Below are 18,640 nucleotides of genomic sequence, written 5' to 3' on the forward strand. Positions count from 1 at the left end.
AATTTCTGAAGGATTTTTTATTTATTTCTTTTTCAATTTTACAGTGAAATGTCTTAAAATTTCAGATTCCCACGAAATTTCATAACCAGAATTAATTTCGTTTCGTCGATCAAAAATATTTTTCAACGCAACCGCGATATAATCCATATGACTTTGGAAATAAGTTCTTCTTGGAATTGCTAAACGCAATAATTCTAATTTTGGATAACGATTTTCACGTGTTTTAGGATCACGATCTGCCAAAATAGTTCCGATTTCTACACCACGAATTCCAGCTTCTTTGTACAATTCGATTCCCAATGTTTGTGCAGGAAATTCTTCGCGCGTTACATTTGGTAAAAACTTTACAGCATCAACAAAAATAGCGTGTCCACCAATTGGCTGCTGAATTGGAATCCCAAATTCAATTAATTTATTCCCTAAATATTCAATTTGTTTGATGCGCGATTGTAAATAAGAATATTCTGTAGATTCTTGTAAACCTTGTGCTAAAGCGGCTAAATCGCGTCCAGCTAAACCGCCATAACTTAAATATCCTTCATAGATAATTCCAAAATTTCCACAAATTTTATATAGCTCTTCATTATTCAGTGCAATAAATCCACCAATATTTACCAAACCATCCTTTTTCGCAGACATCGTCATTCCATCTCCGTAAGAAAACATTTCTAAAACAATTTCTTTAATCGTTTCCGTTTTGAATTCTTCTTCTCTTTCTTTGATGAAATAAGCATTTTCCGCAAAACGAGCGCCATCAAAAAAGACTGGAATTCCATATTGATTAGACAATTCACGAACTTGACGAATATTTTCTATAGACACAGGTTGACCACCAGAAGAATTACACGTAACAGTGATTAATGTGAATGGAATTTGTTCTTTCCCATATTCTTTGTAGACATTTTCTAATTTTTGTAAATCGATATTTCCTTTGAAAGGATGAATCAATTCGCTGTCAAAAGCCTCATCAATAGTACAATCAATTGCGTGCGCTTTTCTAAATTCGATATGACCTTTTGTTGTATCAAAATGCGAATTTCCAGGAACAACATGACCTTCTTTTACAAGAGCTGAAAATAATACGTTTTCTGCTGCACGACCTTGATGCGTTGGTAAAAGAAACTCAAATCCAGTAATGGTATTAATGGTTTCTCTCAGTTTTAAGAAAGATTGAGAACCAGCGTAGCTTTCGTCTCCAGTCATCATTGCAGACCACTGTTTATCAGACATTGCTCCAGTTCCAGAATCAGTTAATAAATCAATAAATACTTTGTGGCTTTCTAGGTTAAATAGGTTGTAATCTTTTTCTTCGATCCACTTTTCGCGTTCTTCTCGAGTAGATTGATAAATTTCTTCGACCATTTTTATACGAAATGGTTCGGCAAAAGGTAATTCCATTTTTCTTGTGTTTAATGTAAAACTAAGAAACCTTTAGAATATTATCAATTATTAATTGAAAATCATAAAAAAATCCTCTATCAAAAAGATAAAGGATTAAAAATTTTCTATAGCTCGTGTTAGTCAATAACAGGAACTGGTCGTTTGTTTTCGTTAATTGCAACTAATGTAAACGTTCCAGAAATCGCTTTATCACGTCCGTCACGATACATACTTTCGATAAAAACGTCAATTTGTACATCCAAACTTGAACGTCCTACACGTACCACTTTTCCTACCATTTCTACGATAGTTCCTGCTGGAATTGAGTGTTTAAAATCAATTTTGTCACTACTTACCGTAACAATAGGTTTGCGACAAAAACGAGTTGCTGTCATAAAAGCAATTTCATCCATCAAATACATTACTGACCCTCCAAACATTGTGTTGTGGTGGTTTGTATCTCCTGGAAAAACAGCTTTGAAAATGCGAGTTTCAGAATTGATGATACGTTGTTCGATCAACTCTTCTCTTGGTGTTTTTTCCACTTCCATTATCATAATATTTACACGTTACTTTTCTTCATTATTTTTTGAGTTGATAATGTTTTTTTGTGGTGGTTTGATGATTTCATAGAACATAATTTTTACTTTTTTCGCGAAAGTTTTTGACTAATTATTAACTCAATTAGTGGCATTCTGACTTATCAAAAATATTGATTCACAGTTGCGCGACAGTTCGTGAATTGCACACGATTCCCCAATAAGTTGAGCACGAATTTGATGCAAATATAAATTAGAAAAATGAAAATTAGCAGATTTATTGTGCCGAATTCGTTGGTTTGGAATAATTCGTGTAAATTCATTTTACGAATTTTTAATGAAGTAAGAAAAAAGAATGAAAATAAAACCAATCAAAGATTTAGTTCATAATCTATCAGAATGGAATGAATTAGTTTCTCAAACCAAAGATTTAACCGATAAAGTAGTTCAAGATATTAATTTTTTGCGTCAAGAAATTAATTGGGAAGAATATAATTTATGCAATACATCGTTTTTGGGTTGTAAGTTTAAACAACACGAAGCGATCTATTTAATTGAAAAAGGAGCATTTGTTTATCCAAAATTTGAATCAGTTCCTTATAATCCTTATCGTGGAAAATTATACACTTGGCAAGAGCTGATGGAAGGTTATAATCCAGATAATGACCAAAGTATCGATCTTAAAATCTATAAACATTTTAAAAAACATAAATATAATCCGTCTGTTTCAGAAGCTTTGGCACAACGCTTACATGATTTGTCTATTGATGATGGTTTGCGTCGAATTTTGAAATATGATGATAATGGAATGACGAAGAAAAAAGTGGTTGGCTTTATGGGGGGACATTCTACTGCGCGTAATTCTGAGTTTTATAATGAAACGGCAAAAGCGGCGAAATTAGCAACTGAAAAAGGGTATTTTGTTGTTTCTGGTGGAGGGCCTGGAATTATGGAGGCTGCTAATCTAGGAGCTTATATGGCAAATTATTCGGATGAAGATTTGATGAATGCAATTCATATTTTGGCTGATTTAGACTTTATTGATGAAGATAAAACTGAATATTTGGCGAAGAATTTTATGACGAATGCTAAAAAAGTTTTAGAAATCTATCCAAATGGTGCTGAAAGTTTGGCAATTCCTACGTGGTTTTATGGTCATGAACCAAGTAATTTATTTGCCACGAATATTGCAAAATATTTTTCAAATAGTATCAGAGAAGATATGTTGTTAACAATTAGCTTGTTCGGTTTGGTTTATGCGCCTGGAAGTGCAGGAACAACCCAAGAAATTTTTCAGGAAGCAGCTCAAAATCATTACGGAACTTCAGGATATTATAGTCCAATGATTTTTTTGAGTAAGAAAAGATATGTAGAAGATACGGCGATTTATTCAGTTTTGCATCAATTGGCAACAGGACGAGCATATAAGGAGTTACTATTTTTAACAGATAATGCAGATTTAGCAATCGATTTTATCGAAAATCATCAACCAATTAAAGTTAATTAAGGAATATTTTTAAAATATTTAAAACTGAATAACTTGCTTTAGTGTAGTGTTTTATGTGGTTTTTATTTGTTTTTTGTCCGAATAAAATAAAATAATTTCGAAAAATGTTTGGTATTTTAAATAATGAACGTATATTTGCAGTCCAATAACGCGAGATGGAGCAGTAGGTAGCTCGTCGGGCTCATAACCCGAAGGTCACAGGTTCGAGTCCTGTTCTCGCTACTAAATCGCGAGGTGGAGCAGTAGGTAGCTCGTCGGGCTCATAACCCGAAGGTCATCGGTTCGAGTCCGGTCCTCGCTACTATAAAGAGAGTTTCTAACAAGAAGCTCTCTTTTTTTATGTCTTTAACTGAGAATTAATATTGGATAAACTATTTTTGCATCATGAATTTAGAAGAATACAAAAAACAATATAAATCAGATCAAGCCGTTGGTGCAATTGCAATCGAAAATCGCTTAAAAGAAGTTTATGGGACTTTAGAGCCTCGTTTTTATTCGCCGCAAGTGATGTCTTTTCAGGGCGGAGATGATCCAATTGACGGTGTTGCGATTTTTGATGTCAATGGTTATTATCATTTGGTAAGTTACGGAATGTCACATTTATACTATTCGGAAGAGAGTGTAGGTGCAGATTTTAGTAAATGGGGATTTGAGTTTTCTTTCCGCGTGAAACCTGTTAAAGATGATAATGGTGAAGACCCTTTTTGGGTAGTTCAATTAATGAATAATTTGGGGCGATTCGTGAACGAAACAAAAGTTTGGTTTGATGAATACCAGTTTTTACCATTAGGAGGTCCAATTCGTACAGATTCGGAAACGGATATTGTTGGTTTGGCTTTTATCAAGGATGATGATTTAGATGAAATTGATACGCCTCATGGTAAAGTGATATTTATACAAATGATTGGTTTGAATTCGGAACAATTGAAAAGATTGGAAGAGAATTCAACCAAAGAAGAAATAATGTCAGTGATAGCTGAAATAAAGTCAGTTAATCCAAAATTTGTGTGTGAATTATAGTAGAAATTTTTAAAATAAAACATATTTGTGTTAGCCTATTTCTTAAATTATGTTAAATGTAAAAAACAGATTGTCAGTATTTTAAAATTGGTATTTGTTTTGATTATATCTAAATGTTAGTAGCACTAACAGTAGAATAAATTTTTCATAGGTTAGGTTAATAATTAGTAAAACTAATTATGAAGCACTTCTTCGGAAGTGCTTTTTTAGTATATTTAAGAAGAAAAAATAAAGATGTTTAAAAATTTATTCAACCGAAATAAAAATCAATCAAATAACCAAGAAGAATCAAAAACGATGACTTTTGAAGAAATTATTAATTCAGATAAACCAGTTTTGTTAGATTTTTTTGCAACTTGGTGTGGTCCTTGTCAAATGATGGGGCCAATTTTGCAACAAGTGAAAGAAGAATTGGGAGGTGATGTCAAAATCCTAAAAGTGGATGTTGATAAATATCAAGATTTAGCTGCACGACATCAAGTGCAAGGAGTTCCGACTTTTGCTATTTTCAAAAATGGTGAATTATTATGGAAACAAAGTGGAGCAAGGCCAAAAGAACAATTGGTGGCAGAAATCAAAAAATATATTTAAAAATAGGTTTGCTTTGCAGCCAAAGTCGATTAAAAAATCCGCTCATTGAGCGGATTTTTTTGCTTATGTAAATTTACTTAAAATTAGGTTTTCTTTTCTCAACAAAAGCAGTTGTTCCTTCTTTGAAATCTTCTTCGTCAAATAAATTTCCGAAACTTTCAATTTCAACTTCAAAACCATTGTCTTTATCTGACGCATTAATCGCTCGAATCGCGTGACGAATCGCTACAGAAGAATTTTTTGAAATTTTAGTCGCAATTTCTTTTGCTCGATCAATTAATTCAGCTTGCTCAACAACTTCATTCACTAAACCAATTTCATACGCGCGTTCAGCTGTAAACATATCTGCTGTCATAATTGCCTGCATTGCACGACCTTTTCCAATTAATTTTGGCAAACGTTGCGTTCCTCCATAACCTGGAATCAAACCTAATGTAACCTCTGGTAATCCTAATTTTGCATTGGTTGATGCTATACGAAAATGAGACGCCATCGCTAATTCTAAACCACCTCCTAAAGCAAAACCATTCACTGCGGCGATTACAGGTTTTTTAGAATTTTCAATTTTATCAAAAACATTTTCTTGTCCTTTTGCAGCTAATTTTTCACCTTGACGACCATCAAAACTTGCAAATTCTTTGATATCAGCACCAGCAACGAAAGATTTTTCACCAGAACCTGTTAAAATAATTACTCGAATAGCGGGATCAGAATCTGCGTCTGTAAAAAAGTTTGAAATATCATCTAATAAATCTTTGTTCAATGCATTTAATGCTTGCGGACGATTTAAGGTAACTAATGCAATTTTATTTTCTACTTCAACAATCAGATTGTTATAATTATATTCCATTTTGTTTGTGTTTTTATTATTCACTCAAAAATATCAATTGTTCACTCAACTAAAAAATTTATCAAAAAATAATTTGTACAATTCAAAATCCTTCCTAAATTTGTCCCAATGAAAACATTATTTACAAATAACTGGTGGTGGAATATCGAACAACAAAACGTTGGTTCGTAAGACCTCTATGCAGTTATATGTAGAAAAGGCTTGTCGTAACCGACAAGCCTTTTTTTGTGCTCTAAACCTAAATATTTAACAAATGAATTTAACTTTTAACATACAGAAAGAAACTGTTTTAGCCGATTTAACAACTCCTGTTCAGCTTTATTTGAAATTGCGAGATATTTATCCGAATGCCTTATTATTAGAGAGTTCTGACTATCATTCTAAGACAGATGCTAACTCTTTTATTTGTCTAAATCCGATCGCAACTTTTAAGGTTACAAACGGAATTGTGAATGAAACGTATGCGAATGGAGAAACAAAAGAATATGCGTTGAATGGTCAAGAATTGACAGAGAAATTCAAAAAATTTACAAGTCAGTTTATGATTCAAAATGGAGAAGATTTACCTGTAAATGGTTTATTTGGATACATTGCGTGGGATGCGATTCCACATTTTGAAACAGTAAAATTTTCAGCAAAAGGAAACGAAGCAACGATTCCAGAATTTTCGTATTCGTTCTATCAAAATATTGTGGTGTTCAATCATTTTCACAATGAAATTCAATTCATCGAATTTCAAAATGATGAAATAGATTCTAAATTTTCTGAAATTAAAAGTGTTGTTCATAACAAATCAATTGTTGAATATCCATTTAATGTAGAAAGTGAAATTCAATCGAATTTAACAGATGATGAATTCAAAGAAATGGTGACAAAATGTAAACAATCTTGTTTCCGTGGAGATGTTTTCCAAATTGTTCCTTCTCGTCAATTCAAACAAAAATTTTCGGGTGACGAATTTAATGTTTACCGCATTTTACGCTCTGTAAATCCTTCGCCCTATTTGTTTTATTTCGATTACGGAAATTATAAAATCTTCGGATCTTCACCAGAAGCGCAAATTATCATTAATAATAATCATGCAGAAATTCATCCTATTGCAGGAACAGTTCGCAGAACTGGAAGTCCAACTTTGGACAAAGAATTGACCGAAAAATTAATTGCTGACCCAAAAGAAAATGAAGAGCATGTGATGTTGGTCGATTTGGCTCGCAATGATTTAAGTCGAAATTCTGCTGATGTAAAAGTCGCACAATACAAAGAAATTCAGTATTTCTCGCATGTGATTCACATGGTTTCAAAAGTAACTGCTCAATTGGATCCAAGCGTAAATACGATGAAAGTTTTTGCAGACTCTTTTCCGGCTGGAACACTTTCTGGCGCACCAAAATTCAAAGCAATGGAATTATTAGACGGTTACGAAAATCAAAATCGTGGCGTTTATGGTGGCGGAATTGGATATTTAGGATTCAACGGTGACATCAACATGGCGATTGCGATTCGTACGTTCGTCAGCAAACAAAATACCTTATATTTTCAGGCTGGTGCTGGAGTTGTTTCCAAATCGGTCGAAGAAAATGAATTACAAGAAGTCAATCATAAATTAGGAGCGCTTCGTCGCTCAATAGAAATCGCTCAAAACCTATAAACTATGAAAATTTTAGTTATCGATAATTACGATTCGTTCACCTATAATTTAGTGCATTCATTAAAGAAATTCGCCGATGATATTACCGTTGTTCGCAATGATGGAATTACTTTGGAAGATGTGAATAATTATGATAAAATATTACTTTCTCCAGGTCCAGGAGTTCCTGATGAAGCCAATTTATTGAAACCAATCATCGAGAAATATGCTTCAACAAAATCTATTTTTGGCGTTTGTTTAGGACAACAAGCAATTGGAGAAGTTTTTGGAGGGAAATTATTAAATACACAAGAAGTTTTTCACGGAGTTGAATCTAAAATTGAAGTAATAAAAGACGAAGTGTTATTCCAAAATTTACCAAAAAAATTAGAAGTTGGACGTTACCATTCTTGGGTAGTTTCAAATGAAGATTTTCCTGAAGAATTAGAAATTACAGCAGTTGGTCCAAAAGGAGAAGTGATGGCTTTACGTCACAAAACGTATGATGTTCGCGGTGTTCAGTTTCATCCAGAATCTATTTTAACACCACTTGGAGATGAGATGATTAAGAATTGGTTAGAAGCTTAAAACGATGAAAAAATTATTAAATTTATTATTCGAAAATTATACTTTGAGCGAAAATGAAGCCTATCAAATTATGGTGGAAATTTCGGAAGAAAAATATTCGGCTGTCGAATTAGCTTCATTTATGACCATTTTTAATATGCGTAACATTACGTTGGAAGAATTAAAAGGATATCGTCGAGCGTTGTTAGATTTATGCATCAAAGTTAATTTACCAAAGCAAGCGATTGATGTTGTAGGAACGGGCGGTGACGGAAAAGACACTTTTAATATTTCGACATTGAGTTGTTTTGTCTTGGCTGGAGCTGGAGAGAAAATTATTAAACAAGGAAATTACGGAACGTCGTCTGTAAGCGGTTCTTCGAATATGTTGGATAATTTTGGTTACGAATTTTCTGTTAATCAAGATAAATTAAAACGTGAGTTCGAAGAAGTTGGAATTACATTTTTACATGCGCCACTCTTTCATCCGGCTTTAGCGAAAGTTGCTCCGATTAGAAAAGGTTTGGCGATAAAAACATTTTTCAATTTAATGGGGCCTTTGGTGAATCCTGTTCAACCAGAATTTCAAAATTTAGGAACATATGATGTCAAAACTGCTCGATTATATCATTATGTGATGCAAAATTCGGGCGTGAAATATTCGATTTCGACTGCGTTGGCTGGTTATGATGAAGTTTCGTTGACATCGCCTACAAAAGTGTTCAATAATTCGGGGGAATTTGTTTTAGAAAGTAAAGATTTTGGTTTAAATATTCTTCAACCTGATGAGATAAAAGGAGGAAAATCAATCGAAGAAAATTCAAAAATATTTTTGAGCGTTTTAGAAGGAAATTCAACTAAAGCACAAAAAGAAGTTGTTTTAGCAAATGCTGCTTTAGCGCTTAAAACAATTTATCCAACCAAAGATTTAATCGAATGTGTAGCAATTGCGAACGAAAGTTTAGACAGTAAAAAAGCATTGAATGTATTCCAAAAATTAATGAAACCATGAAAACGATATTAGACGAAATTGTCGCGCAAAAACGTATTGAAATTTTAGAAAAACAGAAAACTCAATCAATAGAAAGTTTTAGAAATTCAGAAAATTTTTTGCTTCCTGTTAAATCTACAAAAGCTTCAATTTTAGATAAATTAAAATCTGGAATTATTGCAGAATTTAAGCGAAAATCACCATCGAAAGGTTTTATTAACAAAGACGCAAATGTAAAAGAAGTTGTTTCCGGTTACGAAAAGTTTGGTGCTTCTGTCGTTTCTGTTTTAACAGATGAGCAATTTTTTGGCGGAAGTTTTGATGATTTAAAACAAGCAAAAGAAGTGTTGAATATTCCTGTTTTGCGTAAAGATTTTATTGTTGATGAATTTCAAGTGTACGAAACAAAAGCGATTGGTGCAGATTTGATGTTATTAATTGCAGAATGTTTAACAAAAGACGAAGTCTATAATTTAGCTAAAACTGCTAAGGGAATTGGATTAGAAGTTTTATTGGAATTACATTCAGAAGATCAATTAGAAAAGGTAAATGAATTCATTGATTTGATTGGAATTAACAATCGTAATTTGAAAAATTTCGAAGTTGATATTGAAAAATCAAAACAAATCTTGAAACAATTACCAACCGATTTAATTAAAGTTGCGGAAAGTGGAATTTCTGATCCTAAAACAGTAAAAGAATTAAGACAAGCTGGATTTCAGGCATTTTTAATTGGTGAAAATTTTATGAAAGCAGATAATCCATCTCAAGCATTTGAGCAATTTGTAAAAGAATCAAAATGAAACGTTTTCAAGTAAAGGTTTGCGGAAATAATAACATCGAAAATTTTAAAGAAATTGCAGCAATCGAACCCGATTATGTAGGCTTTATTTTCTATCCAAAATCAAAAAGATTTGTAGAAGACGAATCTATTTTTGAAGTTTTTCCGAATGCAGAAAAAGTTGGCGTTTTCGTGAATGAATCAGTCGAGAAAATTCTCGAAAAAGTTGAAGAATATAAATTAGATGTTGTCCAATTACATGGTGATGAAACAGCTGACTTTTGTGAAGAATTAATCAATCAAAAACATCAACGATTATTAACTGATGAAAACTTTTTAGACTTTAAAATTTGGAAAGCCGTTGGCATAAAATCGATTGAAGATTTTCAACAATTAACCACTTATCAACAAGTTATTGATAGTTTTGTTTTCGATACAAAATCAAATAATTACGGAGGAACTGGAAAGAAATTTGATTGGCAATTGTTAACAAATTATCAGTTATCAATACCCTTTTTATTAAGTGGCGGAATAACACTTGAAGATGCATTTATCTTGAAAAATTTTCAGCATCCGAAATGTATTGGATTTGATATCAATAGTGGTTTTGAGTCAGCACCAGGAATAAAAAAAACTGACGAAGTAAAACAGTTTATCGATACAATTGATGGACGAATTGAACAAAATTAAAAAAGAAACAAAATGAAATACGAAGTTGACGAAAGAGGTTTTTATGGTGAATTTGGAGGAGCATTTATCCCAGAGTTATTACATCATAATTGTGATGAATTATCTGAAGCTTTAGCACAATATATCGATACAGACGAATTCAAAAATGAATTTAATTTGTTATTAAAAGATTACGTTGGTCGACCAAGTCCATTGTATTTTGCACCAAATCTTTCAAAAAGATATAACACCAATATTTTATTAAAGCGTGAAGATTTGAATCATACAGGTGCACATAAAATCAATAATGCGATTGGTCAAGCTCTTTTAGCAAAACGAATGGGTAAAACCAAAATTATTGCCGAAACTGGTGCTGGACAACATGGTGTTGCAACTGCTACTGTTTGTGCGTTGATGGGATTAGAATGTATCGTTTTTATGGGAGAAATTGACATTGCTCGTCAAGCACCAAATGTTGCACGAATGAAAATGTTAGGTGCAGAAGTTATTCCAGCAACCTCAGGAAGTAAAACCTTGAAAGATGCAACAAATGAAGCGATTCGTTATTGGATCAATAATCCTGAAACTTTTTACATCATTGGTTCTGTAGTTGGTCCTCATCCTTATCCAGCAATGGTAACGAAATTCCAAGCGATTATTTCAGAAGAAATTAAAGCACAAATGAAAGAGAAATATGGGAAAGAAAATCCTGATTACGTGATTGCTTGTGTTGGTGGCGGAAGTAATGCTGCGGGAGCTTTTTATCATTTTTTAAATGATGATTCTGTCAAATTAATCGCGGTTGAAGCGGCAGGTTTGGGCGTAGAATCTGGAGAAACTGCTGCTACAACTATCAAAGGAACAGAAGGAATTATTCACGGAAGTCGAACATTATTGATGCAAGATAAAGATGGACAAATTGTTGAACCTTATTCAATTTCGGCTGGATTAGATTATCCTGGCGTTGGTCCTTTACATGCGCATTTGTTCAAAACTGGACGTGCTGAATTCTTAAATGCAACAGATGATGAAGCCTTGGAAGCTGCTTTTATGTTGACAAAAGAGGAAGGAATCATTCCTGCATTAGAATCTTCTCACGCTTTAGCTGCTTTAGAAAAAATTAATTTTAAACCGCAAGACATTGTGATTCTGAATCTTTCAGGAAGAGGAGATAAAGATTTAGAAACATATATGAAAGTTTCCGAAAAATATTCTTAAAAATATTTGGTTAATTTTCAAAAATCACCTTACATTTGCACCCACGATAATGAAATCTATCGGGGTGTAGCGTAGCCCGGTCATCGCGCCTGCTTTGGGAGCAGGAGGTCGCAGGTTCGAATCCTGCCACCCCGACAAAATTTTCATCCGAAAATAGAAAGATTTATCGTAAAAGAATGACCGAATCGGGGTGTAGCGTAGCCCGGTCATCGCGCCTGCTTTGGGAGCAGGAGGTCGCAGGTTCGAATCCTGCCACCCCGACAAAATTCAATGAATTTTTGGATCGGTCCAGTAGCTCAGCTGGATAGAGCAACTGCCTTCTAAGCAGTAGGTCTCAGGTTCGAATCCTGACTGGATCACACGTTTTATTAAAAACCAGGAGAGGTGCCAGAGCGGTAATGGAGCAGATTGCTAATCTGTCATCGGGAAACCGATGCCAGGGTTCGAGTCCCTGTCTCTCCGCATTTTTTTTGAATGACCGAATCGGGGTGTAGCGTAGCCCGGTCATCGCGCCTGCTTTGGGAGCAGGAGGTCGCAGGTTCGAATCCTGCCACCCCGACAAAAACCTTTGTATATTTGCAAAGGTTTTTTTTATACATTTATTTCATGAAATCTATCTTAGGTAATAAAGAATCTTTTGTCTCATACTCTGTCGCTTTTCTATTTATTTTAATCATGATTGGAACAGCAATGATTTATGATGATAAAGAAATTATTTTACCAGAAGTTGCTGCATTATCTGTCGGAATTTTAACGTTTCGAGAAAATAAATGGCTACAACGACCATTTCATATTTTTTTACTTCCATCCATAACTGCTATTTTAGGATTTGGGATTAATTTTTTACCGATTATATTATCATTCAAATTAGCATTGGTATTGGTTGCAATGTTAATTGTCTTGAAAATTTTTAAAAGTCAACTTGCGCCAGCATTAGCTACGGGATTATTACCAATTGTTACAAATACAGAATCTTTTGTATTTCTATATGCGATATTTCTATTTGTCTTTTTACTTTTTCTATCAATAAAAATATTCAAACTAAAACCAACTGAAAATGCGGTTCCAATGATTTATACAAGCCATAACAGATGGTTAATCGGATTATGTGTAGTTTGGTTTACAGCTTTTTATTTTAGCGGTTTTGCACATTTCTCTGCTATTCCACCTATTATCGTAATTTCTTTTGAATCTTTAAATAATCCAACATTAAAATTAACCGTACGTCTAAAACGTATTCTTGTAATGTTCATGGCTACAATGGCTGGTTGTTTAACAATGCATTATCTTGATAATTGGTTAATCATTGGCTTGATCGATTTGATTATCGTAATGTTTATTTTGAAATTAACAGATTTACGCTTACCTCCTGCTTTTGCAATGGTTATTTTACCAATGATTTTACCTTCTGACTCGATAAAATATTTACCTGTTGCAACATTAATCATGAGTATATTTTTTATGCTATCGATTTATATTATTCAGAAAGTTGCTTATCCAAAAGCGATTGATTTCAAATAAAAAAGTCATCCAAAATTGAATGACTTTATGACTATTTTAATATGTTTCTTCGATTGATTTTACCATATTATAAATGAACTCGTTGTAAGGTGTCGGAATATTATATTGTTTTCCTAAACTGATAATTTCGCCTGCAAATTCATCCACTTCCGAATATCGTTTTGCTTCGCGATCTTGTAACATCGAAGTTTTACCAAATTCATCCACAATTTTCATCGTAGATTTCATTCGATCCACTTCTTCTTGACCAATTGCAACTCCATGTGCATTCCCAACTGCAAGAACTTCATTAGAAATCATATCCATTAAAACCTCGAGATGTTGATTGGTACGAAATTGTCCATATGGAAACTCCAACAAAAACGTCAATTGATTTCCGACAACATTTACCAAATATTTCGCCCACTGCGCTTTCTGAATATCATCCGATAATTGATTTGGAATTTCAGCAACATTCATCAATTCATGTAAATCGACTAATTTATCATGATTAATTGAATCCATTTTCCCAAAAATAATTTTTCCTATACTCGAAAACGTCACGCGATTATCAACTTTTACAGCATCCATATATGCAACTGCATTCACCACACGATCCCATCCAAAATGATCTGCCAAAACACGTTCAGAAGAAATTCCGTTCATCAAACTTACAATCATTGTGTTTTCACCAACAAAAGGCTTCATATCTTCTATCGCTTGCTGTAAATGTGAACTTTTAACGACTAAAAATATATAATCTGGATAATTATTCTCCTCGATTTTTGTGACATAATTAAAATCATACGCTTTATCATTCACAAAAATTTGCGATTTTTCGTATCGATTTTTTCGCTCCTCATCTACAATTACACTTACAATTTCTGGATTATATTCATAAAAACTCGCTGCATATTTTGCTCCTAAAGCTCCCAATCCAAGAAAATAAATTGATTTCATTTTTTTGTTATTTAGAAGATAAATTTAAAATAAAATCTACAACATTTACGAATTAAAGTCTTTGAAAAAATTTAATATTTCGGTTATAATTAGTTTTGATAAACTTTTGACAATTCTTTTGGATTGAGATACAAATAATAAATCAAATTACGCAAATCATCAAGGTTTGAGCTAGAATCTACAGCTATTTCATTCTCTTTTTGAAAATTCTTTTTCAATACATCATACAATTGATTTATTTTCTTCCAATTATCTTTTGCAGCAATTTTTTCAACAGATTTATTATTCGCAGATTTCGCTAATTGTGAGGGCATTTTCTGAATCGCTTCAAATAAAACATATAGATTGTTGACATGATTGATATAATTGTATGTTTCATTTACGGCAAAATAATTCAGAAGAGTTTTCTCTTCATCCGAAATTTTCAAGCTTGAAATTAACATCATTTCCTCACCTAACCATTCATAAGCCGACAATCCAATTTGAGAAGCATTTGACGTCACAACCATTCTTGGAATTGGTTCTGCATTTGCAATTTTATTTAAAGTAAATCCTGTTTTTTGATTCAGAATATTCAATCGATTATTTGCAGGAGCAAGACATTCAAAGCATAATCGCAATTGTATCCTAACGCAATAATCTCTTCAAATTCAGAAAAAATATCGGCAGAAGTATCGTTGTTAAAACTCTCAAAATTTTGCAAACAATTATCTTGATATTTTTCTATAAAATCATTCATAGAAGAATAATCTTTTTTATCATCATCCCAAATAAGATTAAAATTATAAGCAAAAATATTCACAAATTGCATCGTTTTACTTTGAGGATTTTCATCAACAAATTTTTGATATACTTCTACTTTAGGAGATTCTATATCGTAATCATCCATCAACGCAATTAAAAATCGTTCATTGATTGGAGTTTTAGTTCCAAATTTCTTTCCAACTGACTTTTTAAATTTCTCTTTATAATCAACAAAATATGATTTTTGATTATCATTCACCACAAAATAAACTTCGAGTTCAGAAAGAAGCCCAACTTTTTTGCCTAATTCTATATTATTATCCAACATATATTTTTCGAAAGTAGAATAATCAATTCCTTTTTCTTTCGTTTTTTCTAAGATCGTTTCATCAGGATAAACTCTCGAACCAAAAGGTAAAGAATATAAAAAAGGTCCATCTGCAAAAAGTTGAACTGAGGTGAATAGAGTCAATAGAAAAGTAAAAAGTAGTTTTTTCATAAGGTTGATTTTTATATAATTAGAAATTTTATTGAATATTTTTTCAATTTTTAGATGATTTAACATGAATAAAATTTATTATTAAAGCATTTTCTTTATATTAATTCAAACAAGACAATTCTTCAAATTGTTCTTTTAGAAAATAGTTTTTACATATATTTAACAAATTAATACATCACACGTGAGTCAAATAAATAATACTGAAGAAAAAGAATTACAAAGAGGCCTTACTAACCGACATATTCAATTGATTGCTTTAGGTGGCGCGATTGGAACTGGTTTGTTTTTAGGAATTGGACCTGCTGCTGTTTTAGCTGGACCATCTGTTATTTTGGGATATGCAATTGCAGGAATTATAGCCTTTTTTATTATGCGCCAATTAGGAGAAATGGTTGTTAACGAGCCTGTTTCAGGAAGCTTTAGTCATTTTGCATATAAATATTGGGGATCTTTTGCTGGATTTGCTTCTGGTTGGAATTATTGGATTCTTTACGTTTTAGTAAGTATGTCCGAATTGACTGCAATCGGAATTTATGTACAATTTTGGTGGCCAGAAATTCCATTATGGGCGTCGAGTTTGTTCTTTTTTATTGTGATTAACGCATTGAATTTAGGCTCAGTAAAAATGTTTGGTGAAGCTGAATTTTGGTTTTCTATCATCAAAGTAATTGCCATTATTGCTATGATAATCTTCGGAGCTTACTTATTAATAAGCGGAACTGGAGGTGAACAAGCAACAATACAAAATCTTTGGAACAACGGAGGTTTTTTTCCAAAAGGTTGGTTATCTGGTAATAGCGAAGGCGGTTTTAGTGGATTATTCGCCGCAATGGCTCTTATTATGTTTTCTTTTGGAGGTTTAGAATTGATTGGCATCACAGCTGCTGAAGCTAAAAATCCAGAAAAAACAATTCCAAAAGCAACCAATCAAGTAATTTATAGAATTTTAATCTTCTATGTTGGAGCATTAATTATCTTATTTTCGTTAGCTCCTTGGGAAACGATTACGGATAAAAGTAGTCCTTTTGTAATGGTTTTTGAGAATTTGAATCATTTGAAACTAAATATTTTTGGTAACACAATTGATTTTTCAAGATTAATTGCCAATGCACTAAACATTATTGTTTTGACGGCTGCTTTATCAGTTTACAATAGCTCTGTTTACAGTAATAGTAGAATGTTATATGGTTTGGCAGAACAAGGAAATGCGCCTAAATTCTTAAAAAAATTAAACAAAAATCACGTCCCTGTTATGGCGATTTTAGTTTCATCTTTTTTCGCAGCAATTTGTATTTTAATTAATAAAATAATTCCAGAAGATGCATTTCATGTATTGATGTCTTTAGTGGTTTCTTCGTTGGTAATTAACTGGATTATGATTTCGATAACACATCTTAAATACCGAAAACAAAAGAATTTGGAGAATACAAAAACATTATTTCCATCTTTCTTGTATCCTATCAGTAATTATATTTGTCTAATTTTCTTATTTGGAATTTTAGTGATTATGTGGTTTACAGGACTTAAAATTTCAGTAGAATTAATTCCAGTTTGGTTGATCTTCCTTTACATCGCTTATCGAATTGTAAAAGAAAATAAAAAGACTAAGAATTCTTGATAAATTTTAATTTAAAATAGTTCATATAAAAGCTTCAAGATTACTTGAAGCTTTTTAATTTTACATCATGAAAAAAATAGTTGTTGGATTCATTTTGATGATGAGTTCTATTGTGTTTTCACAAGAAATTTATCAAGTTATAGCGCAAGAAGGATTGACAGTTAGAACAAGTCCGAATGGAAAACGAATTGGTAAAATTCCGTATGGATATCCTGTTAAAATTTCAGAAAAAGGTGAAGCGTTTGCAATTAAAGATAATGGGAAAGCAAAAAGTGGAAACTGGGTGAAATTAGATGTTAGCTCGTCTAAATTAATTTTGGATGAAGGAGTTAATGATTCTTCTGCTCAAGGCGATTTGTATGCGTTTAGTGGTTATTTAATCACACAACAAAATTTTGTCAATCAATTCGAAACAGAAATTTCTACGCACCCAGCTTTTAGCGAATTTTATTTAGCAACAGCTTACAAATGCTTCGCAATTAAAGGCGACTTTTTTGGTGACGGTGTGGTGGATTATTTATATAGAATGATTGATACAAAAGGAAATATCCGTTTATTTATTGTGAATAATATGAAAAAAGGAAGTCAAATTTATGGTTTGGGAGGAGCAAAAGATCCGTTCAAAATTACAAATTATGATTTCGGAACGTTGATGATGATTCCAAAAGGAACGCCACTTTATTCGAATTATAAAGATGGAGTGAAACGAAATTTAAATGGAGTTTCTAAAAATGAAATCGTAACTTTAGATTATGATGCGATTTATGTGCATCAAGATAACGCAAAAGAAGGCGGATTTATTTACCGAAAAGATGGTAAATGGAATTGGCTGAACCAAAAATAAAACTAAAATAATTATGCAAAATATAGAAGGTAAAGTAGCTTATATAACGGGGGGAACAAAAGGAATTGGATTAGGAATTGCAAAATCATTGGTAGAAAATGGTTTGAAAGTGGCAATTTCTGGACGAAACATTGATGATGTTGAAAAAGCTCGTCATTATTTAGGAAATCAAAATGTATTGGCTATTCAGTCGGATGTGAGACATTTCGAAGATGAACAAAATGCAATTGAGCAAATTATTTCTGCGTTTGGACGTTTGGATATTGTGATTGCAAATGCTGGTTTAGGAAAATTTGCGCCAGTTGATGAACTTTCTTTAGAAGATTGGAATGCGATGATTGATACTAACCTGACAGGAGTTTTTCATACAATAAAAGCGTCTGTTGAAGCACTAAAAGTTTCGAAAGGATATTATATTTCGATTGCTTCTTTGGCGGGAACAAATTTCTTTGCGAATGGAGCGGGTTACAATGCTTCGAAATTTGGCGTTGTCGGTTTTACCCAAGCAGCGATGTTAGATTTGAGAAATTATGATATCAAATGTACAACGATTATGCCTGGTTCTGTGACTTCAAACTTTAATGATCATGTGCCAAATTCGGAGGATGGATGGAAAATTCAGCCCGAAGATTTAGGACAAATGGTAGTTGATTTATTGAAAATGAATCCAAATGTTTTGCCAAGTAAAATAGAAGTTCGTCCTACGAAAACAAAATAATTTAAAGATCTCGATAA

19 protein-coding genes, 7 tRNA genes and 1 riboswitch are annotated in these 18,640 nt (G+C 32.6%); of the genes, 20 read left to right on the plus strand and 6 right to left on the minus strand.

The window, feature by feature from the left end:
* Positions 1–21: 21 nt before the first annotated feature.
* Both tnaA and B4E59_RS06685 read right to left on the minus strand, forming a co-directional pair.
* Positions 22–1,398, minus strand: a complete 1,377-nt coding sequence (gene tnaA / locus B4E59_RS06680) for a tryptophanase TnaA (RefSeq protein WP_114998113.1) — start codon at positions 1,396–1,398, stop codon at positions 22–24.
* 119 nt (positions 1,399–1,517) lie between these two features.
* Positions 1,518–1,931 (minus strand): acyl-CoA thioesterase, encoded by a 414-nt coding sequence (locus B4E59_RS06685; RefSeq protein WP_114998110.1) that lies wholly within the window; start codon positions 1,929–1,931, stop codon positions 1,518–1,520.
* 129 nt (positions 1,932–2,060) lie between these two features.
* A riboswitch (adenosylcobalamin-variant (AdoCbl-variant) riboswitch) is annotated at positions 2,061–2,148 on the minus strand.
* A 126-nt stretch (positions 2,149–2,274) separates the two neighbouring features.
* Here B4E59_RS06685 and B4E59_RS06690 point away from each other — a divergent pair.
* The 5 genes from B4E59_RS06690 (at position 2,275) to trxA (ending at position 5,037) form a co-directional block, all read left to right on the plus strand.
* Entirely contained in the window at positions 2,275–3,426 is a 1,152-nt protein-coding gene (locus B4E59_RS06690; RefSeq protein ID WP_291052190.1) for an LOG family protein, read from the plus strand.
* Positions 3,427–3,575: 149 nt separating this feature from the next.
* Positions 3,576–3,648, plus strand: a tRNA-Met gene (locus tag B4E59_RS06695).
* A gap of 6 nt (positions 3,649–3,654) precedes the next feature.
* Positions 3,655–3,727: transfer RNA gene (locus B4E59_RS06700), tRNA-Met, on the plus strand.
* An 83-nt stretch (positions 3,728–3,810) separates the two neighbouring features.
* Positions 3,811–4,446 (plus strand): suppressor of fused domain protein, encoded by a 636-nt coding sequence (locus tag B4E59_RS06705; RefSeq protein ID WP_291047902.1) that lies wholly within the window; start codon positions 3,811–3,813, stop codon positions 4,444–4,446.
* Between the two features lie 234 nt (positions 4,447–4,680).
* The gene (trxA, locus tag B4E59_RS06710) at positions 4,681–5,037 is read left to right on the plus strand and encodes a thioredoxin (RefSeq protein ID WP_291047899.1); all 357 of its coding nucleotides are present in this window, start codon (positions 4,681–4,683) and stop codon (positions 5,035–5,037) included.
* 73 nt (positions 5,038–5,110) lie between these two features.
* Here the strand turns inward: trxA and B4E59_RS06715 are convergent, their stop codons facing one another.
* Positions 5,111–5,887: an enoyl-CoA hydratase/isomerase family protein gene (locus tag B4E59_RS06715; protein ID WP_219033920.1), complete on the minus strand. Its 777-nt coding sequence runs from the start codon at positions 5,885–5,887 to the stop codon at positions 5,111–5,113.
* Positions 5,888–6,140: 253 nt separating this feature from the next.
* Here B4E59_RS06715 and B4E59_RS06720 point away from each other — a divergent pair, with 253 nt between their 5' ends.
* The 12 genes from B4E59_RS06720 to B4E59_RS06775 all read left to right on the plus strand — a co-directional run bounded on the left by B4E59_RS06720 (position 6,141) and on the right by B4E59_RS06775 (position 13,261).
* Positions 6,141–7,535 (plus strand): anthranilate synthase component I family protein, encoded by a 1,395-nt coding sequence (locus B4E59_RS06720; RefSeq protein WP_219033919.1) that lies wholly within the window; start codon positions 6,141–6,143, stop codon positions 7,533–7,535.
* 3 nt (positions 7,536–7,538) lie between these two features.
* On the plus strand, positions 7,539–8,102 hold the full coding sequence (locus B4E59_RS06725; RefSeq protein WP_125349948.1) for an anthranilate synthase component II: 564 nt from the start codon (positions 7,539–7,541) through the stop codon (positions 8,100–8,102).
* Positions 8,103–8,106: 4 nt separating this feature from the next.
* On the plus strand, positions 8,107–9,093 hold the full coding sequence (trpD, locus tag B4E59_RS06730; protein WP_125349947.1) for an anthranilate phosphoribosyltransferase: 987 nt from the start codon (positions 8,107–8,109) through the stop codon (positions 9,091–9,093).
* A complete protein-coding gene (gene trpC / locus B4E59_RS06735) occupies positions 9,090–9,875 on the plus strand; it encodes an indole-3-glycerol phosphate synthase TrpC (RefSeq protein WP_125349946.1) in 786 nt (261 codons plus the stop codon). Before trpD ends, trpC begins: the two co-directional genes overlap by 4 nt.
* Entirely contained in the window at positions 9,872–10,543 is a 672-nt protein-coding gene (locus B4E59_RS06740; protein ID WP_125349945.1) for a phosphoribosylanthranilate isomerase, read from the plus strand. Before trpC ends, B4E59_RS06740 begins: the two co-directional genes overlap by 4 nt.
* Positions 10,544–10,555: 12 nt before the next feature.
* The gene (gene trpB, locus B4E59_RS06745) at positions 10,556–11,740 is read left to right on the plus strand and encodes a tryptophan synthase subunit beta (protein WP_291052193.1); all 1,185 of its coding nucleotides are present in this window, start codon (positions 10,556–10,558) and stop codon (positions 11,738–11,740) included.
* Positions 11,741–11,800: 60 nt separating this feature from the next.
* Positions 11,801–11,875, plus strand: a tRNA-Pro gene (locus B4E59_RS06750).
* Positions 11,876–11,926: 51 nt separating this feature from the next.
* Positions 11,927–12,001: transfer RNA gene (locus tag B4E59_RS06755), tRNA-Pro, on the plus strand.
* 24 nt (positions 12,002–12,025) lie between these two features.
* A tRNA-Arg gene (locus B4E59_RS06760) sits at positions 12,026–12,099 on the plus strand.
* A gap of 19 nt (positions 12,100–12,118) precedes the next feature.
* Positions 12,119–12,202: transfer RNA gene (locus B4E59_RS06765), tRNA-Ser, on the plus strand.
* Positions 12,203–12,224: 22 nt separating this feature from the next.
* Positions 12,225–12,299: transfer RNA gene (locus B4E59_RS06770), tRNA-Pro, on the plus strand.
* A 47-nt stretch (positions 12,300–12,346) separates the two neighbouring features.
* Complete coding sequence (locus B4E59_RS06775) at positions 12,347–13,261, plus strand: hypothetical protein (RefSeq protein WP_291052196.1); 915 nt, start codon at positions 12,347–12,349, stop codon at positions 13,259–13,261.
* A 36-nt stretch (positions 13,262–13,297) separates the two neighbouring features.
* Here the strand turns inward: B4E59_RS06775 and B4E59_RS06780 are convergent, their stop codons facing one another.
* From B4E59_RS06780 to B4E59_RS06790, 3 genes are all read right to left on the minus strand, one after another.
* Positions 13,298–14,200, minus strand: a complete 903-nt coding sequence (locus B4E59_RS06780) for a ketopantoate reductase family protein (protein WP_125349990.1) — start codon at positions 14,198–14,200, stop codon at positions 13,298–13,300.
* An 89-nt stretch (positions 14,201–14,289) separates the two neighbouring features.
* Positions 14,290–14,778 (minus strand): hypothetical protein, encoded by a 489-nt coding sequence (locus tag B4E59_RS06785; protein ID WP_221855472.1) that lies wholly within the window; start codon positions 14,776–14,778, stop codon positions 14,290–14,292.
* Complete coding sequence (locus B4E59_RS06790) at positions 14,775–15,443, minus strand: hypothetical protein (RefSeq protein WP_219033914.1); 669 nt, start codon at positions 15,441–15,443, stop codon at positions 14,775–14,777. Before B4E59_RS06790 ends, B4E59_RS06785 begins: the two co-directional genes overlap by 4 nt.
* 181 nt (positions 15,444–15,624) lie before the next feature.
* Here B4E59_RS06790 and B4E59_RS06795 point away from each other — a divergent pair, with 181 nt between their 5' ends.
* The 3 genes from B4E59_RS06795 to B4E59_RS06805 all read left to right on the plus strand — a co-directional run bounded on the left by B4E59_RS06795 (position 15,625) and on the right by B4E59_RS06805 (position 18,623).
* A complete protein-coding gene (locus tag B4E59_RS06795) occupies positions 15,625–17,061 on the plus strand; it encodes an amino acid permease (RefSeq protein ID WP_371875724.1) in 1,437 nt (478 codons plus the stop codon).
* A gap of 67 nt (positions 17,062–17,128) precedes the next feature.
* Positions 17,129–17,905: a hypothetical protein gene (locus B4E59_RS06800; RefSeq protein ID WP_125349992.1), complete on the plus strand. Its 777-nt coding sequence runs from the start codon at positions 17,129–17,131 to the stop codon at positions 17,903–17,905.
* 13 nt (positions 17,906–17,918) lie between these two features.
* The gene (locus B4E59_RS06805) at positions 17,919–18,623 is read left to right on the plus strand and encodes an SDR family oxidoreductase (RefSeq protein WP_038330800.1); all 705 of its coding nucleotides are present in this window, start codon (positions 17,919–17,921) and stop codon (positions 18,621–18,623) included.
* Positions 18,624–18,640 lie beyond the last annotated feature (17 nt).

The organism is Empedobacter sp. UBA2044 (assembly GCF_002333005.1).
In the GTDB taxonomy this organism is placed as follows: Bacteria; Bacteroidota; Bacteroidia; order Flavobacteriales; family Weeksellaceae; genus Empedobacter; species Empedobacter falsenii_B.

What these genes read in the sequence shown, in the direction of transcription:
- tnaA (WP_114998113.1), bottom strand. Translation starts at nt 1,398, where the DNA reads ATGGAATTACCTTTTGCCGAACCATTTCGTATAAAAATGGTCGAAGAA.
- B4E59_RS06685 (WP_114998110.1), bottom strand. Translation starts at nt 1,931, where the DNA reads ATGGAAGTGGAAAAAACACCAAGAGAAGAGTTGATCGAACAACGTATC.
- B4E59_RS06690 (WP_291052190.1), top strand. Translation starts at nt 2,275, where the DNA reads ATGAAAATAAAACCAATCAAAGATTTAGTTCATAATCTATCAGAATGG.
- B4E59_RS06705 (WP_291047902.1), top strand. Translation starts at nt 3,811, where the DNA reads ATGAATTTAGAAGAATACAAAAAACAATATAAATCAGATCAAGCCGTT.
- trxA (WP_291047899.1), top strand. Translation starts at nt 4,681, where the DNA reads ATGTTTAAAAATTTATTCAACCGAAATAAAAATCAATCAAATAACCAA.
- B4E59_RS06715 (WP_219033920.1), bottom strand. Translation starts at nt 5,887, where the DNA reads ATGGAATATAATTATAACAATCTGATTGTTGAAGTAGAAAATAAAATT.
- B4E59_RS06720 (WP_219033919.1), top strand. Translation starts at nt 6,141, where the DNA reads ATGAATTTAACTTTTAACATACAGAAAGAAACTGTTTTAGCCGATTTA.
- B4E59_RS06725 (WP_125349948.1), top strand. Translation starts at nt 7,539, where the DNA reads ATGAAAATTTTAGTTATCGATAATTACGATTCGTTCACCTATAATTTA.
- trpD (WP_125349947.1), top strand. Translation starts at nt 8,107, where the DNA reads ATGAAAAAATTATTAAATTTATTATTCGAAAATTATACTTTGAGCGAA.
- trpC (WP_125349946.1), top strand. Translation starts at nt 9,090, where the DNA reads ATGAAAACGATATTAGACGAAATTGTCGCGCAAAAACGTATTGAAATT.
- B4E59_RS06740 (WP_125349945.1), top strand. Translation starts at nt 9,872, where the DNA reads ATGAAACGTTTTCAAGTAAAGGTTTGCGGAAATAATAACATCGAAAAT.
- trpB (WP_291052193.1), top strand. Translation starts at nt 10,556, where the DNA reads ATGAAATACGAAGTTGACGAAAGAGGTTTTTATGGTGAATTTGGAGGA.
- B4E59_RS06775 (WP_291052196.1), top strand. Translation starts at nt 12,347, where the DNA reads ATGAAATCTATCTTAGGTAATAAAGAATCTTTTGTCTCATACTCTGTC.
- B4E59_RS06780 (WP_125349990.1), bottom strand. Translation starts at nt 14,200, where the DNA reads ATGAAATCAATTTATTTTCTTGGATTGGGAGCTTTAGGAGCAAAATAT.
- B4E59_RS06790 (WP_219033914.1), bottom strand. Translation starts at nt 15,443, where the DNA reads ATGAAAAAACTACTTTTTACTTTTCTATTGACTCTATTCACCTCAGTT.
- B4E59_RS06800 (WP_125349992.1), top strand. Translation starts at nt 17,129, where the DNA reads ATGAAAAAAATAGTTGTTGGATTCATTTTGATGATGAGTTCTATTGTG.
- B4E59_RS06805 (WP_038330800.1), top strand. Translation starts at nt 17,919, where the DNA reads ATGCAAAATATAGAAGGTAAAGTAGCTTATATAACGGGGGGAACAAAA.